Source organism: Virgibacillus ainsalahensis (genome assembly GCF_055380755.1).
This window is the reverse complement of record NZ_AP043943.1, coordinates 346268-363578: the sequence shown is the minus strand read 5'-3', so window position 1 is coordinate 363578 and position 17311 is coordinate 346268. Positions and strand designations below refer to the sequence as shown.

Here is a 17311-nt window from a genome sequence, read left to right as displayed (position 1 = left end):
CCGATTTACTTACCTAATTGCTCCAATGCACGATTATAGTTTTCCTCCCCAACTTCATCGATATTATTTTCATGTACCTTTTCTGCTTCCTTTTGAAATTCCTCTTTTTGTTCCGCTGTAAGCTCTATAACCTCCACTCCTTCGTCGGCCAGGCCTTGAATAGCTTCCTGTTCTGCTTCTTTTGTTAATTCCCTAGCAGTCATAATGAACTCCTCAGCAGCTTCATCTACCAGTTGTCTAACATCATCTGTAAGACCGTTATAAAAATCTTTATTTACCATGACCACATGGGTTAGCGGCACATGATTGGTTAAGGTAATATTTTTATTAACTTCAAAAAATCTATCCCCATAAATCAATGGAGTGGTAGTGGAAAGTCCATCCACAGTACCTTGCTGTAATCCTGTATATACTTCACTATAATCCATTGGTGTCGGGTTAGCCCCAAATGCCTTTAACGTTTCTAAATGTAAAGCAGCCGCTGAACTTCGAATGGTCAGCCCCTGCAAATCGCCAGGACTTTCGATGGCAGTCTGTCCGTTCATAATTGAATAGAACCCCATATCAATAAATCCGAGAACCTTCACATTCTGCGTTTCACTTACTTCTTCAGCTAATTTATCCCCATATTCTCCATCGGTCAAAGAGTATAATTCATCCCTACCCTCGAACAAAAAAGGCATATCGAACAAATTGAATCCTTTAATATTTGTTGTGTTTGCTACACCATAGGCAGATGAGGTCGATAATTCCAACGAACCACTATTAAGTTGTTCTACAATTTGCTCATCTGAGGAAGCAATAGTCCCCCCATTATGAATCTCTACCTTTACTTTTCCATCACTTTTTTCTTCAATATACTCCTTAAACTTCATATAACCTTGATTCTGGAAATTATCCTTTTCGACCAGATTGGCCATTCTTATCACTACTTGATCCCCATTATCGGAATCCTCCGACTGTGCAGTTTCTTCACCGCTGCAAGCAGCTAAAATTGTAATTATCAAAGCCATGAACAGAGACAGAAATAGTTTGTTTCTATTTTTCCACATAATTAAACCTCCCCAGATTTATCTTTCCTACAATTTTTTGTAAACCGTTTTATTTTTCAACTCTCCTCCGAAGTATCTATCACTGTTTAAACCAGCAAACAGATAGACTTAGAGAGAGTAAATTACCTCCTTATTAATTATAACAATGTATGAACTTGCTAAATTAACCAAGGAGGCATTTATTATCAATCCTCATATATGATCAGTACGGGAATCTATCTTCAAAATCTTAATATTCTTCTTGATTCCACACGACCAGTTTCATTTCTGTCATTTCTTCAACGGAATATTTGATTCCTTCTCGAGCATTTCCGCTTTCCTTCACTCCACCGTATGGCATTTGATCCACTCGGTAGGTTGGAATGTCATTGATCATTACTCCTCCTGTCTCCATTCTTTTAGAGGCAGTGAAAGCAGTTTGAATATCCCTTGTAAAGATACCCGCCTGCAACCCGTATCTGGAGTTATTAATATGTTCTATCCCTTCATTAACATCTTTAATAGGGTTAACAGTAACTACTGGTGCAAATACTTCCTGACAAGATACTTTAGAATTAGAATAAGCTCCTGTAATAATAGTCGGTGTCAAAATATTGTTATGAACTTCCCCACCGGTTAGTACTTCTGCACCTTCCTGGGAAGATTCATTTACCCAATCTCTCGCTCTTTCCTGTTCTTGTTGGGAGATCAGGGAGGAAACATCTGTATTTTCATCCAATGGGTCCCCCAATATGAGTTTCTCTGTTTGCTCCTTGAATTTTTTTAGGAACTCTTCAAATAAATTTTCATGAACAAAAATTCGCTGAATCGAGATACAAACCTGTCCTTGGTTTGAGAAGGCACCCGTCACACACTTTGAAATAATGTTATCCAGATCAATGCCATCATCGATGACGAGGCCAGCATTAGAACCGAGCTCTAATGCTACTTTTTTTAAACCCGCTCTATTATTAATGCTTATTCCAACTTCGGGACTCCCTGTGAATGTAATCATGCTTACTTTTTCACTGGAAACCAGCCTGTCACCAACTACTCTCCCTCTTCCTGTAACCACGTTGAGACAACCCTTTGGTAAACCGGCTTTTTCTAAAAGTTCTGCAAGGAAAAACGCCGATAAAGGAGTTTGGGATGCTGGTTTTAAAACAACCGTATTACCTGCTGCTATGGCCGGGCCCACCTTGTGTGCCACTAAATTCATCGGAAAATTGAACGGGGTGATAGCTGCCACAACCCCAATAGATTCCCTTAGCGTGTATCCGAGTCTATTTGCTCCGCTTTTTGCTGCCTCCATCGGAATCATTTCACCAGAAATCCTTTTTGCCTCTTCTGCTGCGAATTTATAGGTTTCAATTGTTCTATCGACTTCGCCCAGCGAGAGTTTAATTGGTTTTGATGATTCCAGAGAAATTGTTTTAGCCGCATCAAATCGATTCTCTTTTAACAAATTCACTAGATTTTCCAGAATCTCGGCTCTCTGGAAAGCGGTAAGATCCTTCATTACTTTTCTATTCTCATAAGCTGCATTAATAGCTGCATCCACTTGTTCTTCTGAAGCCTGAGGGATTTCTGCTATCTTCTCTCCGGAAAAAGGGGATAATAAATTAGCATACGATTCGGAACGTATCCATTCTCCATTAATAAATAAACTTTTTTTCACTGTACTCTTCCTCTCTTTTTTAGATTATCTCCCAAGTACTCCGCCATCTACCGGGATTAACGTTCCCGTCACATAATCAGAAGCCTGTGATGCTAAGAACAATGCAACACCAGTGACATCCTTTGATGTTCCCCATCTCTTGGCAGGAATCCTGGCATCAACTTGAGGTTTTCTCTCCGGGTCATTCTTAAGATCAGCGTTCATACTGGTTAACATATACCCCGGTGCAATCGCATTTACTTGAATACCATATCCTGCCCATTCATTTGATAAGGATTTTGTTAGCTGGAGTATCGCACCTTTACTGGTGGAATAGGCTGAAGCATGATATCCGCCAATCACGGAGACGATCGATCCCATGTTAATAATTTTTCCAGACCCTTGTTCTCTCATCCCATCTGCTGCCAATTTGCACAATTCAAATACACTGGTCACATTTAATCCCATGATTCTATCCCAGCTTTCTAGTGAAAAATCCGTCGCTGGTTTTCTTTGAATCAATCCGGCACTATTTACAAGAATATCTACCGTTCCATTTAACTTTTCAACTGCCTCATTATATAAGTGCTTTATATTATTGAAATCTAGTAAATCCCCTTGGACGGTGTGAATTTTCGTTTCATTTACCGCGATTTCCTTAACCGTACGGATATCTTCTGAGATATCTATCACCGCGACCTCCACACCAGCCTTATGGAATTCTTCCACCATTGCTCTCCCCAGTCCTTGAGCACCGCCTGTTATAATAGCTTTGTTTCCATTTATATCAAACATGGACTCACCCTCTAATTAATTTGTTATTACGAATGTATCCCTTTTCCGACAAGTGCATTAGCAGATTCCATGATTCCTTCTGACAGTGAAGGGTGAGGCTGGGTCATATGAGCAAGCTCATCCACGGTCCCTTCCAATAACATATAAGCAGATGATTGACTGATTATTTCCGTGGCATGTGATCCAACCATCACGACGCCTAAAACTTCCCCATACACTTCATCTACCAGTAGTTTGGTAAATCCTTCTGTTTCCCCCATGGCCAATGCTTTTCCGTTACTCGAAAAAGGATACTTGTTTACCTTATAATTGATTCCCTGTTCTTTTAGTTCTTCTTCACTTACTCCTACACTAGCAACTTCAGGTTTGGTATAAATACACCGGGGCATTAATTTATCATTTACCTTTTCTTTCTTATTATCTAAGTTCTCTACAGCAGCTAGGCCTTCCGCACTCGCCACATGGGCAAGTTGAAGACCACCGATCACATCTCCTGCTGCAAAAATGTCCTTCAAGCTGGTTTCCAGGTATTCATCTACCGCTATATGTGATCCATTCATATTCAGGTTGAGTCCTGCAACTGCAGATAAATTAGGTTTCCGGCCGGCAGCTATTAAAATATCATCCACTTCAAGTGTTTCCTTTTCACCTTTTTGAGAAGTGATGGTGAGTTCTTTCTGACTATTACCCTCTGAAACCGAGGTTACCTGATGCTTTGTCAGAACCTTAATCCCCTTTTTCTTCAAAGTTTTAAGTAAAGATTTCGCGGCATCTTTATCTTCTGTCGGGATAATTCGTTCACCAACTTCAATAATAGTCACTTCCGTTTCTAAGCCGGAAAATATATTAGCCATTTCTACGCCAATCACCCCACCGCCAACAATCGCGATGGCTTCTGGTATTTCATCAATGTCAAAAATGGTGTCTGTGGTATGATAGTTAACCGTATCAAGCCCATCTATAGGAGGAACAGCAGGTTTACTGCCTGTTGCTATAATTATTTTCTCGCCATATATCTCCATCGTTTCTTGATCCGTTTGAATTGCTATCTGTTTATCCCCCTTAATTGTTGCAAATCCGTTAAACACATCGATATTCCCATTTTTTAACAGCTGATCAATCCCAGCTCTGAGCGTATTCACTACATTGTTTTTCCTGTGCAACATATCAGTTAATGAGAAACGGAGATTATCGGTTTGGATCCCCCAATCCTTTGCATGCTTTATTTCTTCTATAATTTCTGCATGTTTTAATAAGGTCTTAGAAGGAATGCACCCCCTATTAAGGCATGCACCCCCTAAATACCCTTTCTCGACCAAGGCGGTTTTCTTTCCATTCTTGGCCGCTCTGATAGCAGCTACATAACCAGCCGGGCCACCGCCCACAACGACAACATCAAACGTAGTCATAATCACATCTCCTAGACCATTAGTTTATAAGGATTCTCCAGTACATCTTTTAATTCAGTTAAAAACGCTGCTGCAGGGGCACCATCTACAATCCGATGATCAAATGACAGGCTCAAGTTCATCATCGAGCGGATGATTACTTGCTCATCCACCACAGCTGGCTTCTTCTCAATACGACCCACTCCTAAAATGGCTGCATTTGGACTGTTAATAATCGGTGTAAACCCATCCACTGCATACATTCCTAAATTACTTATGGTAAAGGTGCTTCCCTGCATATCCTCATGAGATAATTTCCCATCACGAGCTTTTCTTCCAATACCTTTTGCTTCTTTCGTAATGGCGGCAAGACCTTTTTGGTCTGCATTTCTGAGTACAGGCACTACTAACCCTTCAGGGACTGCCACGGCCATCCCGATGTTAATCGAGGAGTTATAAACAATCTCATCGCCGTCCAATTGAATATTGATTCCAGGGTGCTGTTTTAATGCAAACGCTGTTGCCTTTATCAGAATATCGTTAAATGAAATACGCAGTCCTTCTGTTTCTTCAATGACCGGTAATAATTGCTTACGGAGCTCCACCACGTTTGTCATGTCTATTTCAGACAACAGGGTTACATGCGGAGAGGTGTAAGCACTTTCAGATATGCGGTCACCTATAACCTTGCGCATCCCTTTATAAGGTATCCGTTTACCCTCTTGATCGATACCGGAATCCGTATCTTCCTGGATTTCTGCAAGAATATCATCTTTCATTACTTTCCCGCGTGAACCTGTTCCTTGTATATCGTTTATTTCAATACCTTGATCGACGGCCACTTTCTTCGCTAGTGGTGTAGCCTTTTTGGAATTGCTTCCTAAATAGGCCTCCACATCTTTTTTATGAATACGTCCAAGAGGACCTGAACCATCAATGTTGCTCAGTTCAACATTTTGGTCTTCACCCAGTTTACGTGCAGCCGGCGTCCTTCTGATTTTATTGATGGATGGAACAGAGGTATCTCCCTTGCTTACAGCGGGAGTTTGCTCCGGTTTAGTATCCACCGTAACTTCTTCCTGTGTATCTTCTTCAGCCAGATTCTTGACATTTTCTCCTTCTTCCCCTATATATGCGATCACTTTCTGGACAGGAACAACAGCACTCTCATCATATAAGGTTTTCAGCAGGACACCATCTACTTCCGCTTCAATTTCCATGGTGATCTTATCTGTCTGGATTTCTACAAGAGGATCGCCATCTTCCACCTCTTCTCCTACATCGACCAGCCATGATACTACGGTTCCTTCTTCCATTTGTGCCCCTAATTTTGGCATTAGTACTTCTGTAGCCATATAAACACCCCCTATTTATTCATTAGTTGTTTGCATTCCTGGATTATATTGTTGACCTGTGGCACCGCTGCCTTTTCCAATTCCGGATTATATGGTATCGGTGTTGCTTCACCGCCCAATCGCCGAATAGGAGCATCCAGAAAGTCAAACGCATCACTCTCTCCAATCATGCTTGCAATTTCAGCCCCATATCCACCTCGTTTTACAGCTTCATATACAACTAAGGCACGACTGGTTTTCTTCACAGATTCAATAATTGTTTTTTCATCAAGCGGAACAAGCGTACGAGGATCCACTACTTCTATACTGATCCCTTCTTTTTCCAGTTCTTCTGCTGCTTCCAAGGCTTTGTTAACCATGGCACCTGTAGCAACAACTGTCACATCGGAACCTTGTTTCTTTATATCCGCTTCACCCAATGGAATGCTATACTCTTCTTCAGGAACCTCACCTTTCGTACCATAAAGAACCTTGTGTTCATAGAATAAAACCGGATTATCATCTTGAATCGCTGCATTCATTAAACCTTTGGCATCATATGCGTCAGAAGGTTGAACGATTTTCAAACCTGGAACGTGGGCCATCCATGCTTCCAAGCTTTGTGAATGCTGTGCAGCAAATCCGGCACCAGAACCGCCCGGGAGTCTTATAACCACTGGAACTTTGGCCTTTCCCCCAAACATGTAGCGATTTTTTGCAGCCTGATTGACAATATTATCTGTAGCAATCATGATAAAATCAGAAAATTGCAACTCTAGGATAGGCCGCATACCTGTCATGGCTGATCCTACCGCTGCTCCACTGATAGCTGATTCGGAAATCGGCGTATTTCTGACTCTGTCCTCCCCGAATTCTTCTACCATTCCATTTGTGACACCGAAGGCTCCTCCATAGATTCCTATATCTTCCCCCATGATAAAAACATCATTGTTTTTGCGCATCTCTTGACTCATAGACTCTTTAACTGCTTCAGCGTACGTAATTGTTCTCATCTACCTCATCACCTTTCTATGCATAAATATCTTCCATCAGTGTTTCAATACCAGGTGCTTTACTATTTTCAGCAAACTCTACCGCTTCATCGATTTCTCTCTTAATCTGCTGATCTAATTCTGCTAAATCCTCCTCGGTCAGTACTTCATCTTCTATTAGTTGCGCTCTAAACAACGCGATCGGATCACGTTGTTTTTTCCATTCTTTCTCTTCATCTCTGGTTCTATATTTTCGTGCATCACTACGGGAATGTCCTTTCCACCTGTATGTGTGTGCTTCAATTAAAGTAGGTCCATCTCCATTCCTGGCTTTTTCCACAGCACGTTCCGTTGTTGCTGCCACCTCTAACACATCATTTCCGTTGATCACTTCTCCTTGGATGCCATAAGCCTGCGCCCTGTCCGCAATATTCTCCACGTTTACCATTTCTTTTACGGATCCGGACATTCCATATAAATTATTTTCACAGAAGAAAACAACTGGTAAATCCCAAACGGAAGCTAAATTGAGCGATTCGTGAAATGCCCCTTCATTTGAAGCTCCATCTCCAAAGAAACAAACAACAACATACCCAAGATCCTTCATTTTTGATGTTAAAGCAGCACCAGTACCTAACGGCAAACCTGCAGCTACAATTCCATTTGCACCTAAATTACCAACATTCAAGTCAGCTATGTGCATCGATCCACCTTTTCCCTTACAATAACCTGTCTCTTTACCCAAAAGTTCAGCCATCATTCCATTAATCTCTGTCCCTTTTGCAATGCTATGTCCATGACCACGATGGGTGCTGGTAATTTTATCCTCTTTTGTTAACGGAGCACAGGCACCGACGGCTGTTGCTTCCTGTCCTACGCACAAATGCATCGTCCCATGTATCTTCCCTTGTTGGAACAACTTTTCCACTGTTTCTTCAAAACTTCTAATCAGCATCATATCGTGTAGCATGCCTTTTAGCTCTTGCTTTGAATATTTAGATGCTTTTGTTAAATTCGACATGAAATTACCTCCTAATGTTCTAATGTAAGCCTTGTCATTAATCTATATGCAAAAATCATGCCAAAACTTCAAAGGTGTTTTCATCGCATTTTCACTATTTTTAGTATTTAAAATGATGTATAATTAAATTAATTGTTGCAAAATCACATCATTATTGATGCAAGGGGGCAAAATGAGTGGAATTAAAAAATATACTTAAAGAAATCAGAAATATTGGTGGTCTTATCTTAAATAACCAGGGAGAAGTTATCTTTAAAAACAATATGGCAGAAAGGTATATATATTATTTAGATCCAATAATTTATTCCATTAAACAAGGAGCACAATTTTTCAGCACGATATACTATCCAGCCGAAATATCAACCTTTACATATAAAGAGATGACGGTAGTATTAATAAAGCCATTGGACAAATTAGTCAGATTGACGAAAGAAAAGGAATCATTGCAGGAGTTGAGAAGTGAGTTAAATGAAGTGATTAATTCTTCTTTCGATGGAATCGTTATTGCCGATAAAAATGGAGTAATCATCCATCAAAATCCTGCCTATGAGAAAATTACGGGATTATCTGTAAATGATCTTATAGGACGAAGTTTAAGAGAACTTGAAAAGGAAAATGTTATTGATTCATCAAGTAGTTTAAAAGCGTTAAAAGATAATAAAGAAGTAACTATCATTCAAAAAATCAATACAGGTACAACAGTCCTTGTCTCTGCTGTACCCATACGCAATAAAAATGGGGAAATAAAAAAGATTGTTAATAATGTCAGAGATTTATCTCATTTGAACAATCTTGAAGCAGAAATTAAAAAACTGGAAGAACAAAACCACCAAATTCATCAGGAGTTGGAGTTTCTAAGACAACAGAGCGACCCAAACCTTTCTATTATCGCCCATTCCGACAGTATGAAAAATGTTTTGAATCGCTCCTTAAAAATTGCGCATATAGATTCCGGAGTTATTATTCAAGGGGCATCCGGGGTTGGAAAAGAAAAAATAGTGGATTTGATTCATCAAAACAGTTTCCGAAAAGAATATCCATTAATTAAAGTTAACTGTGGAGCAATTCCAGAGTCTCTGCTGGAATCCGAATTGTTCGGCTATGTATCGGGAGCTTTTACAGGGGCAAACCAAAGAGGGAAGGCAGGGTTATTTGAAGCAGCTAGTCACGGCACAATCTTTTTAGACGAAATAGGAGAAATGAATAAGGAATTGCAAGTGAAACTACTTAGGGTGATACAAGAACAACAGGTAACACGTGTTGGAGGTACAAAGCCAGTATCAATTGACGTTCGAATTATCGCTGCTACCCATCGAGATTTACCTAAAATGATAGAAGCAGGAGAATTCAGGGAGGATCTATATTACCGTTTAAATGTCATACCTATACACATACCTCCATTGAAAGATAGAAAAGAAGACATAATACCATTGATTTACCATTTCTTAAAAGATATTGAACAAAAATATGGAGTGAGTCGTAAATTTACTACCGATGCTTTAAATACCTTTCAAAATCATGACTGGCCGGGAAATGTACGCGAATTACAAAACCTGGTCGAACGAGTAGCTCTCATGTCCCCAGATCCTAAAATAACAGTGGACGACTTACAAAGAGAATTGCAAATTAACCCCAGCTCATCTGCTCCTGCTATAAATTATTCCAGTATGGAGCCGCTGAAAAAACGTATAGAGTCCTATGAGGCCGACATCATTCAAGACACCGTGGCCAAATTCCCAAGTGTCCGAAAAGCAGCCACTGCCCTGAAAGTTGACCAGTCCACATTAGTTAGGAAAATGAAAAAATATAAAATAGAAACTTAGAAACAGCATCGTCTTGCAAGACGATGCTGTTTTTATATTTACCATTCTTTGTTATTTGCAGGAGGCTGGAACAATTCAAGCGTAATTTCATCCGGATCAAGGAAATAACAAGTATAACCACCCTTATTCCTTCCAGCCTCAACAGCGACTGGTTCTGATTTGAATGTAACCCCTTTTTCCATAAGATATTCATATGTAGTATGAATATTGTCTACCACTAAAGCCAGATGTGCTGCTCCAGTATTACATGTTTGTACATCCACTTTTTTTCCTTCTGGTAAGTAATACTGGTTCAGCTCCAGTAAATGGCCAGATATTCCTGTATTATCGTCACCCGCAATTTTTAACATGGCAGCCTCCAGGTCGGCATTAGGATAGCCCACAAACTTACGAGTATACTTATTGGATTGCCGCTGTCTATGAACCACCTCAAAATTAAGTAATTCAGTATAGAATCTTATTGATCGTTCTATGTCGCTTACTGTAAAAGCTGTATGCCAATGTCCTGTGATCAATGATTTCACCTCATAACCTTATATTAGAATAGTTCTCTTCACTGTGAAAGTATCTCTGGTAAAAATGTGCTTATCTGTGGTACAAGCGTGACTAAAATCAGAACAATAAGAATCGCACCAAATATTGGAGTAATGTACTTAAAGGTTTGTTCGAACTTCACCTTAGCAATATTTGAAGCTATAAATAGATTAATCCCCAATGGCGGAGTAATCAATCCAAGTGACAGATTCAAACAAACAATGATACCAAAGTGTAAAGGATCCACACCTAACGGCAAAACGATTGGTAATAAAAGTGGAACAAAGAGTATTACTGCGGCAACCGTTTCGATAAACATTCCCACAAACAAAAGAAACACATTTAATAACAATAATATGATAATTTCATTCGTAGTGATACTAGCAATCGCATTTGCTACAGTTTGAGGTATCTGTTCCAATGAAAGCACCTGACCAAAAAAAGAAGCTGTGCTCACGAAAATCATAATGATTCCCGAGGTCAGGGAGGCTTTGATAAAAACATCAGGAAGCTCCTTAAAAGAAAGTTCTTTATATATAAATACACTTACGATTATACTATACACCACAGCAATTACCGCTGCCTCAGTAGGAGTGACAATACCCCCATAAATTCCTCCCAAAATAATAATAGGAGCCAAAAGGCCGTATTTGGCTTCGTTCAAAGAAGACCAGAAATTCCCTTTGTCGACAGAGGCCTCTTTTCCAAACTTTTCTTTTTTACTGATAACATAGTTAACAGTCACTAATGCCAGGGCCATCAAGATTCCGGGTATGATGCCAGCAATAAACATATCACCAATGGATACACTTGCCATTACCCCATACATAATAAATATTATACTAGGTGGGATAATGGGGCCTAAGGAACCCGCACTTGCTGCTATTGAAGCAGCATATGGTTTATTATAACCATTTTGCAGCATGTAGGGGATCATAATTCCACCAATACTCGCAACCGTAGCAGCGCCAGACCCTGAAATGGCTGCAAATATGAGACTGGCCACAATGGTTATAAATCCTAAACCGCCTGTTAGTGAACTGACCATACTCTGGATAAAACTGACAAGACGCTTGGCAATCCCGCCTGAGCTCATTATTTCACCAGCCAAAATAAAAAAGGGAACTGCAAGCAAAGAAAAGGAATCACTGGCTCCAAAAGTGGTCTGAACAAAAAACGAAAGCGGTACGGAACCTTCTATAAATATAACTACAAACCCAGCCATTGCTAAGGCAAAGGCTATTGGGACATTAAAAAGTAAAGCTATCACTAAAACGGCAAGTACGGTTAATAATGTACTAATCATAGACTATCACCTCTTCTTTAAGTAGACTCATTCTCAGTTTCATCCCCTCTAATGGTATTAATAATCTGTCCAATCAGTCGTAAGGACATCAGAAAATATCCTATAGGAATGCCCAGGTAGATGATTCCCATCGGTACGTTCATAGCTGCAGACGTAGAGTTAAACATGGTTAATGCATAATCTACCCCCAGATAGCTTACAAATAAGGAAAAAGCTAACCAGACCACCGCACCTACCAAGTTAGCAAACGGTCTGACTTTATTAGGCAGCAAACTATTTAATGCCTCGACCCTGATATGTGCTTTTTCTGCTAATGCATAACTGGCACTGATAAATATAAACCAAACAAAAAGATATCTTGTTAATTCGCCCGTCCAGGAAATGGACGAACTGAAAATATATCTGGCTACGACTTCCACAAACATAGTAATCGTCATGATAACGAAGAGAAAAAAACTTATATAAGCTTCAATTGGTCTTTTCTTCTCTTTTTCCAAATTGATACGCCTCCCTCTCTATAATCAGCTATGCTGCTATTGCAGCATAGCTGGAATAGTTTTTTATTTCCCCAATAGATCCATTGCCTTGTTATAGTTTTCTTCACCGACTTCTTCAATATTTGCTTCTCTTACTGATTCAGTAGCTTTACGGAACTCCTCTTTCTGTTCAGGGGAAAGTTCAATCACTTCAACACCCTCATCAGCCAATCCATTTACAGCCTCTTTCTCAGCTTCCACAGCCAATTCTCTTGCTGTTTTGATATATTCTTGAACTGCCTCATCTAAAAGTTCTTGCACATCTGCAGACAGACTATTATAGAAATCCTTATTTACCATCAGAATATGCGGCAATAATATGTGATTTGTTAAAGTAATATTTTTATTAACTTCAAAGAATCTATCTCCATAGATCAAAGGAGTTGTTGTCGATACACCATCAATCGTTCCTTGCTGAAGCCCAGTAAACACCTCACTATAAGCCATAGGGGTAGGGTTAGCTCCCAACGATTTCAATGTATCTAAATGCAAATCAGCTTCTGAACTTCTAATAGTTAAACCATTTAAATCTTCTGGAGTCTCAACGGGTTTCTTTCCATTCATAAGGGAATAGAATCCTAAATCAACAAACCCCAACACTTCTACATTGGTGTTTTCACTGACCTGTTCTGCCAATTGGTCACCATATGGTCCATCTATAAATGAATAAAATTCCTCTCGGTCATCAAATAAGAAAGGCATATCAAACAGATTAAAGCCCTTAACATTCGTCACATTAGCTACACCATATGCTGATGAAGTTGATAACTCCAGCGAACCACTGTCCAATAGCTCAACGATGGATTCATCTGAGTTAGTAATAGTTCCTCCATTATGAATTTCTACTGCAACTTCTCCATCACTGTTCTCTTCAATATACTCCTTAAATTCTACATATCCCTGATTTAGAAAATTATCTTGTTCCACTTGGTTCGCCATTCGAATTACTACCTGATCACCATCAGAACTACCTCCCGTACCTGAAGCACTCTCCTCGCAACCCACAAGCCCTATAACACCTATTAACACGAATGAAGTAAATGCAGCTTTAAGCTTATTTTTGAACAACATCATCATTACCTCCTGTTTATAATTAATTCATAATTTTTTCAATTAACTGTATACGTTTTCATTTAAGACTTCTCTTCTTCCTTCTCCTCTACTAACTGTCCTCCTATACTGAATAAATCCTTTTGAAGCTCAATTAGTTCTATCCTTACATTATCGTTTGTCGTATGAAGAGATTCGCAGACTGCATCCGTTACATTCTTAACTAACGTTCTTTTCGTCTCTATATCTCTTCCTTCAACCAACTTCAATTTTATATATGGCATGGTTTCCCCTCTTTCCTTAACAATTATATATACAAAGTTAAAATAATCCTTTTATCTACCTAAGAAGCCACCATCTACTGGAATGATAGCGCCGTTTATATAATTGGATTTATCGGAAGATAGAAATTGAACAGTGCCTGCAAGTTCTTCCGGATCACCAAACCGATTTGCTGGAATACGACTGACGAGGGAGTTATATCTTTCTTCATCTTCCAATATAAAACGATTTAATTCTGTTTTATAATAGCCGGGAGCAATGGCATTTACATTTATCCCTTCCTTTGCCCACTCATTGGACAATGACTTGGTCAGCTGTGCTACCGCTCCTTTACTTGTGGAATAAGCTGAAGCATTATACCCTCCTTGTGATGCAAGAACCGAGGCTATATTTACGATTTTCCCTCTTCCTTTTTTACTCATTTCCTCAGCTGCGAGTTGGCTCAAATGAAAAACCGATGTCACGTTGACATCCAATATTTTTTGGAAATCTTCAAAGGGTAATTGCAATGCAGGCATTGGTTTATGAATACCAGCGTTATTCACTAAAATGTCTAAATCACTATCTAAAAGCTCAATTGCTTTTTTAAAACTTTCTGGAAGCTGATTTCTATCCGATAAGTCTACATTTAAACCGTGAATATCAAAACCTTTTCTCCTTAAACCTTCTACCGTTTCTTCCAACTTTTGTGAGATATCTAAGATACACACCTTTACGCCACTTTCGCAAAGTCCCTCAGCCATTGCCAGCCCTAATCCCTGCACTCCACCAGTAACGATCGCTTTTTTACCATGTAAATCTTTCATAATCTTCTCTCCCTTGTATCCGATTACATTACAATACACTAAAAAATCTCGTTATCTTTCCATAAGCTCAATAATATAACCATCTGGATCAAACATATAAACTGCCTTAGCTCCTTTGTTTGCTCCTGAAGTAATAGTTACCACTTTTTCTGACTGAAACATTATTCCTTCTGCTTTCAATTCATTATAGATACCTTCTAAATTTTCAGCCTCAAGACAAATATGGCCTGTGCCATAATCACATGATCTTGTGTTTCCAGGATAAGTTTTAATCCCCACATATTCTAATAGTTCTACTTCATTACCGCCTGGCACTTTCACAAAAGCTATTTTTACTTCTTTTAATCCAGGAATCTCAACTATATTAAAAATATAGCCAGCATTCACTGTTTGAGTAGTAAGCAATTCTAATCCCAATACATCAACATAAAATTCCAAGGATTTTTCTAGATTCTTAACGGTTATTCCACTATGAATAAATCCTTTTATTTTTCCTTCCTTCATCCCAATCCCTCCTTCTGTTTTTCCTTACAAACTATCTAGCAAAAAACATGCCAACTTTAATCAGGCAAAAACAGCCCTTAAAACCTGCATTCTTGTTAAAAAAGTGATGGCATATTACATCATTGATGCAATATTAGTGAAATTAAATGGGTATTCACTAGGTTTTTATTGAGAATTCCTAATCCCCTTTCAACATATTAATTAATTCGACAAAAACAGCGGAAAATCCTTGTTGATGGGGGAAGTAACAGATCCAATTCTCATTTTGTGGCTATTTTATTTCAATTTAATTGTCGATGTCGATAAAACATACGAACCTACACAGGATGGTCACCTTTAGCTTTGGAAGCTGGTAAGAGCTTCATTATTTTCTGGAGAGACTTCGGAGATATCTTCTATTTCTCAAATAAAACATTACAATTCTACGGATTTGAAGAAATGTAATAGAGATTGATATATGTAATGCCATAGGTATAAGTACCTCCACCAAAACTATTTCCCTAACTCAACAAAAGTGCTATATATATTGATTTTATTTCCCTCGGCTCCAAGGATAATAATTCTTGAGAAGGAGGGGGTTGAAGTTGGAAAAATATACTGCGCTGCTACTGCTGGGACAATATAACCGTACTTCAATTTCATGATCCGCAACCGTCCGATTGATCTCCTCTGCAAGGAAAGCCGCGAAGAACAACATCTACAAACCATCCTGGAACAATTCAACATAGAAAACAGAAACGTTCAATCCCCTATAGAAACATTACATACACCAACAGCCCTTTCTGAACTTCTATCGGACAACCCCACACTTCTCACGTCAACTCAAATCCCGACTGACAACGAACCTCCCCCCTTCCTCGAAGAAGTGATCATTGGCTTCCCGAAGTTTGTCGGAAAATAAAGGTATCCAAGCTACTGGAGACACATCTTGGTATCGAAGGAAAGAAAAAATACGTACCAATGCACCCCAGAGGGGCACAAGCCATTTATGCAGACACGCACACCATATAGATAAGCCCAATTATTTTTGGGTAAGATATAAGTCATTCAGTAACGACTACTTACACTGTTTATGTTACTCTCCTACGTTTACATTAAAAAAAAAAATCTTGCAGTTATGCGCAACACTGCAAGATTATCCTCTATAATATATTTTCTAATAGCCTTGTCACTGAATAAAATTAACTTCTACACCTCTCTCCTCTAAAAGTTCAATCGTCCGATCAACTATTCCTTGGCCATCATATCCTTTCTCATTTGCTCTATCAATCCATTGGTCCCAAATAACTTTACCGGGTTCTTTTAATTTCTCTACATCTTCTTCAGGTAATTTAATAAAATTGACTCCTTGTGATTCTAACTCTCCTTTGAAAGCCTCCATCTCACTCACATAGCTGTCGTTCATCATTTGAACTAACTTTGGAGCAAGATCGTTATCAAATTGTTCTTTTAAATCAGAAGGAATATTGTCGTAAACTTCTTTATTAATGACCAACGGTAATGTCCCCGTTGTAGGATGGACATCTTCCACATAGTATGGAGCAACTTCATAAAAACTCATACCAACTGATCCAGCCCCCGTATATATCACGGCATCTGTTGTATTTCTTTGAAGGGCTTCATATGTTTCGGAATATGGTAAAGATACTGGAGTAGCCCCCCATTCTTGCACTAAATCAGTCACAACTTTGGATGAAGCTGAAATCCTCATATCAAAAACCTCTTCGGCACTACTTAATGAATCTACAGATATAATCATACTGGGATCAAGACCAGCAGTTCCCAAGTGAACCAAGTTTTCATTCATTTTGTCTACTGCGAATTCCTCCATAACTTGTGAGACTACTTCTGAAGTGGTTTGAGGGTCATTAAAAACAAACGGTAAATCACTTAAAGTCCAAGGGAATAAACTTGTATCTTCCGTATAATCTGAAGGTGGTATACCTATATCATATGCACCGCCGACAATATCGTCATATGCACTAGCTGCGTCTCCCAACGATCCACCATGATAAAGGTCAATTTTAATACGTCCATCTGTCTCTTCTTCGACATATTCTTTCCATGGATCAAATGCATTTACAGCTAAATGGTGTGTTGCTGGTGCGTGGTTATTCATGACCAATGTAATAGATTCTCCACCTTCACTTTTTTCCGTTACATCCCCCGCTGCATCTTCACTACAAGCAACTAACAAAACCAAACCCACACTTAACATAAATACTATTATTTTTTTCATGTTGTTCTCCCTC

Annotated in this window: 17 protein-coding genes; 2 read left to right on the top strand and 15 right to left on the bottom strand. The window is 39.1% G+C overall.

The genetic code is table 11. The features are described 5' to 3' along the window. Window positions 1-5 precede the first annotated feature (5 nt). From ACZ427_RS01640 to ACZ427_RS01610, 7 genes are all read right to left on the bottom strand, one after another. Window positions 6-1052 (bottom strand): TRAP transporter substrate-binding protein, encoded by a 1047-nt coding sequence (locus tag ACZ427_RS01640; RefSeq protein WP_461176448.1) that lies wholly within the window; start codon window positions 1050-1052, stop codon window positions 6-8. Between the two features lie 229 nt (window positions 1053-1281). Beyond that, window positions 1282-2709 carry an aldehyde dehydrogenase family protein gene (locus tag ACZ427_RS01635; RefSeq protein ID WP_461176447.1) on the bottom strand — a complete coding sequence of 476 codons (1428 nt, stop codon included), beginning with the start codon at window positions 2707-2709 and terminating at the stop codon, window positions 1282-1284. A gap of 24 nt (window positions 2710-2733) precedes the next feature. Further along, entirely contained in the window at window positions 2734-3483 is a 750-nt protein-coding gene (locus tag ACZ427_RS01630) for an SDR family NAD(P)-dependent oxidoreductase (RefSeq protein ID WP_461176446.1), read from the bottom strand. 26 nt (window positions 3484-3509) lie between these two features. Continuing rightward, window positions 3510-4892: a dihydrolipoyl dehydrogenase gene (lpdA, locus tag ACZ427_RS01625; protein WP_461176445.1), complete on the bottom strand. Its 1383-nt coding sequence runs from the start codon at window positions 4890-4892 to the stop codon at window positions 3510-3512. A gap of 11 nt (window positions 4893-4903) precedes the next feature. Beyond that, window positions 4904-6226: a dihydrolipoamide acetyltransferase family protein gene (locus ACZ427_RS01620; RefSeq protein ID WP_461176444.1), complete on the bottom strand. Its 1323-nt coding sequence runs from the start codon at window positions 6224-6226 to the stop codon at window positions 4904-4906. A gap of 11 nt (window positions 6227-6237) precedes the next feature. After that, the gene (locus ACZ427_RS01615) at window positions 6238-7218 is read right to left on the bottom strand and encodes an alpha-ketoacid dehydrogenase subunit beta (RefSeq protein WP_461176443.1); all 981 of its coding nucleotides are present in this window, start codon (window positions 7216-7218) and stop codon (window positions 6238-6240) included. 16 nt (window positions 7219-7234) lie between these two features. After that, on the bottom strand, window positions 7235-8218 hold the full coding sequence (locus ACZ427_RS01610; RefSeq protein ID WP_461176442.1) for a thiamine pyrophosphate-dependent dehydrogenase E1 component subunit alpha: 984 nt from the start codon (window positions 8216-8218) through the stop codon (window positions 7235-7237). A gap of 176 nt (window positions 8219-8394) precedes the next feature. On the opposite strand from ACZ427_RS01610, the gene ACZ427_RS01605 reads away from it, so the two are divergent. Then, complete coding sequence (locus ACZ427_RS01605; RefSeq protein WP_461176441.1) at window positions 8395-10041, top strand: sigma-54 interaction domain-containing protein; 1647 nt, start codon at window positions 8395-8397, stop codon at window positions 10039-10041. A 38-nt stretch (window positions 10042-10079) separates the two neighbouring features. Here ACZ427_RS01605 and ACZ427_RS01600 read toward each other — a convergent pair whose 3' ends face one another. The 7 genes from ACZ427_RS01600 to ACZ427_RS01570 form a co-directional block, all read right to left on the bottom strand. Further along, entirely contained in the window at window positions 10080-10565 is a 486-nt protein-coding gene (locus tag ACZ427_RS01600) for a VOC family protein (protein ID WP_461176440.1), read from the bottom strand. 29 nt (window positions 10566-10594) lie between these two features. Further along, window positions 10595-11881, bottom strand: coding sequence for a TRAP transporter large permease (locus tag ACZ427_RS01595; RefSeq protein ID WP_461176439.1), 1287 nt, complete (start codon window positions 11879-11881; stop codon window positions 10595-10597). Between the two features lie 17 nt (window positions 11882-11898). Next, complete coding sequence (locus ACZ427_RS01590) at window positions 11899-12378, bottom strand: TRAP transporter small permease (protein WP_461176438.1); 480 nt, start codon at window positions 12376-12378, stop codon at window positions 11899-11901. A gap of 63 nt (window positions 12379-12441) precedes the next feature. Beyond that, on the bottom strand, window positions 12442-13488 hold the full coding sequence (locus tag ACZ427_RS01585) for a TRAP transporter substrate-binding protein (protein WP_461176437.1): 1047 nt from the start codon (window positions 13486-13488) through the stop codon (window positions 12442-12444). Window positions 13489-13550: 62 nt separating this feature from the next. Then, a complete protein-coding gene (locus tag ACZ427_RS01580; RefSeq protein WP_464883504.1) occupies window positions 13551-13751 on the bottom strand; it encodes a tautomerase family protein in 201 nt (66 codons plus the stop codon). A gap of 51 nt (window positions 13752-13802) precedes the next feature. After that, entirely contained in the window at window positions 13803-14555 is a 753-nt protein-coding gene (locus ACZ427_RS01575) for an SDR family NAD(P)-dependent oxidoreductase (RefSeq protein WP_461176436.1), read from the bottom strand. A 51-nt stretch (window positions 14556-14606) separates the two neighbouring features. After that, window positions 14607-15059, bottom strand: coding sequence for a VOC family protein (locus ACZ427_RS01570; protein ID WP_461176435.1), 453 nt, complete (start codon window positions 15057-15059; stop codon window positions 14607-14609). A 640-nt stretch (window positions 15060-15699) separates the two neighbouring features. Between ACZ427_RS01570 and ACZ427_RS01565 the strand changes: the two genes are divergently transcribed. After that, complete coding sequence (locus tag ACZ427_RS01565) at window positions 15700-15960, top strand: hypothetical protein (RefSeq protein WP_461176434.1); 261 nt, start codon at window positions 15700-15702, stop codon at window positions 15958-15960. A gap of 267 nt (window positions 15961-16227) precedes the next feature. On the opposite strand, the gene ACZ427_RS01560 is transcribed toward ACZ427_RS01565, so the two are convergent. Beyond that, window positions 16228-17298, bottom strand: a complete 1071-nt coding sequence (locus ACZ427_RS01560; RefSeq protein WP_461176433.1) for a TRAP transporter substrate-binding protein — start codon at window positions 17296-17298, stop codon at window positions 16228-16230. Between the last annotated feature and the right edge of the window lie 13 nt (window positions 17299-17311).

Excerpts from the sequence above, each read along its gene's own strand:
- ACZ427_RS01640 (WP_461176448.1), bottom strand. The coding sequence starts at position 1,052 with ATGTGGAAAAATAGAAACAAACTATTTCTGTCTCTGTTCATGGCTTTG.
- ACZ427_RS01630 (WP_461176446.1), bottom strand. The coding sequence starts at position 3,483 with ATGTTTGATATAAATGGAAACAAAGCTATTATAACAGGCGGTGCTCAA.
- lpdA (WP_461176445.1), bottom strand. The coding sequence starts at position 4,892 with ATGACTACGTTTGATGTTGTCGTTGTGGGCGGTGGCCCGGCTGGTTAT.
- ACZ427_RS01620 (WP_461176444.1), bottom strand. The coding sequence starts at position 6,226 with ATGGCTACAGAAGTACTAATGCCAAAATTAGGGGCACAAATGGAAGAA.
- ACZ427_RS01615 (WP_461176443.1), bottom strand. The coding sequence starts at position 7,218 with ATGAGAACAATTACGTACGCTGAAGCAGTTAAAGAGTCTATGAGTCAA.
- ACZ427_RS01610 (WP_461176442.1), bottom strand. The coding sequence starts at position 8,218 with ATGTCGAATTTAACAAAAGCATCTAAATATTCAAAGCAAGAGCTAAAA.
- ACZ427_RS01595 (WP_461176439.1), bottom strand. The coding sequence starts at position 11,881 with ATGATTAGTACATTATTAACCGTACTTGCCGTTTTAGTGATAGCTTTA.
- ACZ427_RS01585 (WP_461176437.1), bottom strand. The coding sequence starts at position 13,488 with ATGTTGTTCAAAAATAAGCTTAAAGCTGCATTTACTTCATTCGTGTTA.
- ACZ427_RS01580 (WP_464883504.1), bottom strand. The coding sequence starts at position 13,751 with ATGCCATATATAAAATTGAAGTTGGTTGAAGGAAGAGATATAGAGACG.
- ACZ427_RS01575 (WP_461176436.1), bottom strand. The coding sequence starts at position 14,555 with ATGAAAGATTTACATGGTAAAAAAGCGATCGTTACTGGTGGAGTGCAG.
- ACZ427_RS01570 (WP_461176435.1), bottom strand. The coding sequence starts at position 15,059 with ATGAAGGAAGGAAAAATAAAAGGATTTATTCATAGTGGAATAACCGTT.
- ACZ427_RS01565 (WP_461176434.1), top strand. The coding sequence starts at position 15,700 with ATGATCCGCAACCGTCCGATTGATCTCCTCTGCAAGGAAAGCCGCGAA.
- ACZ427_RS01560 (WP_461176433.1), bottom strand. The coding sequence starts at position 17,298 with ATGAAAAAAATAATAGTATTTATGTTAAGTGTGGGTTTGGTTTTGTTA.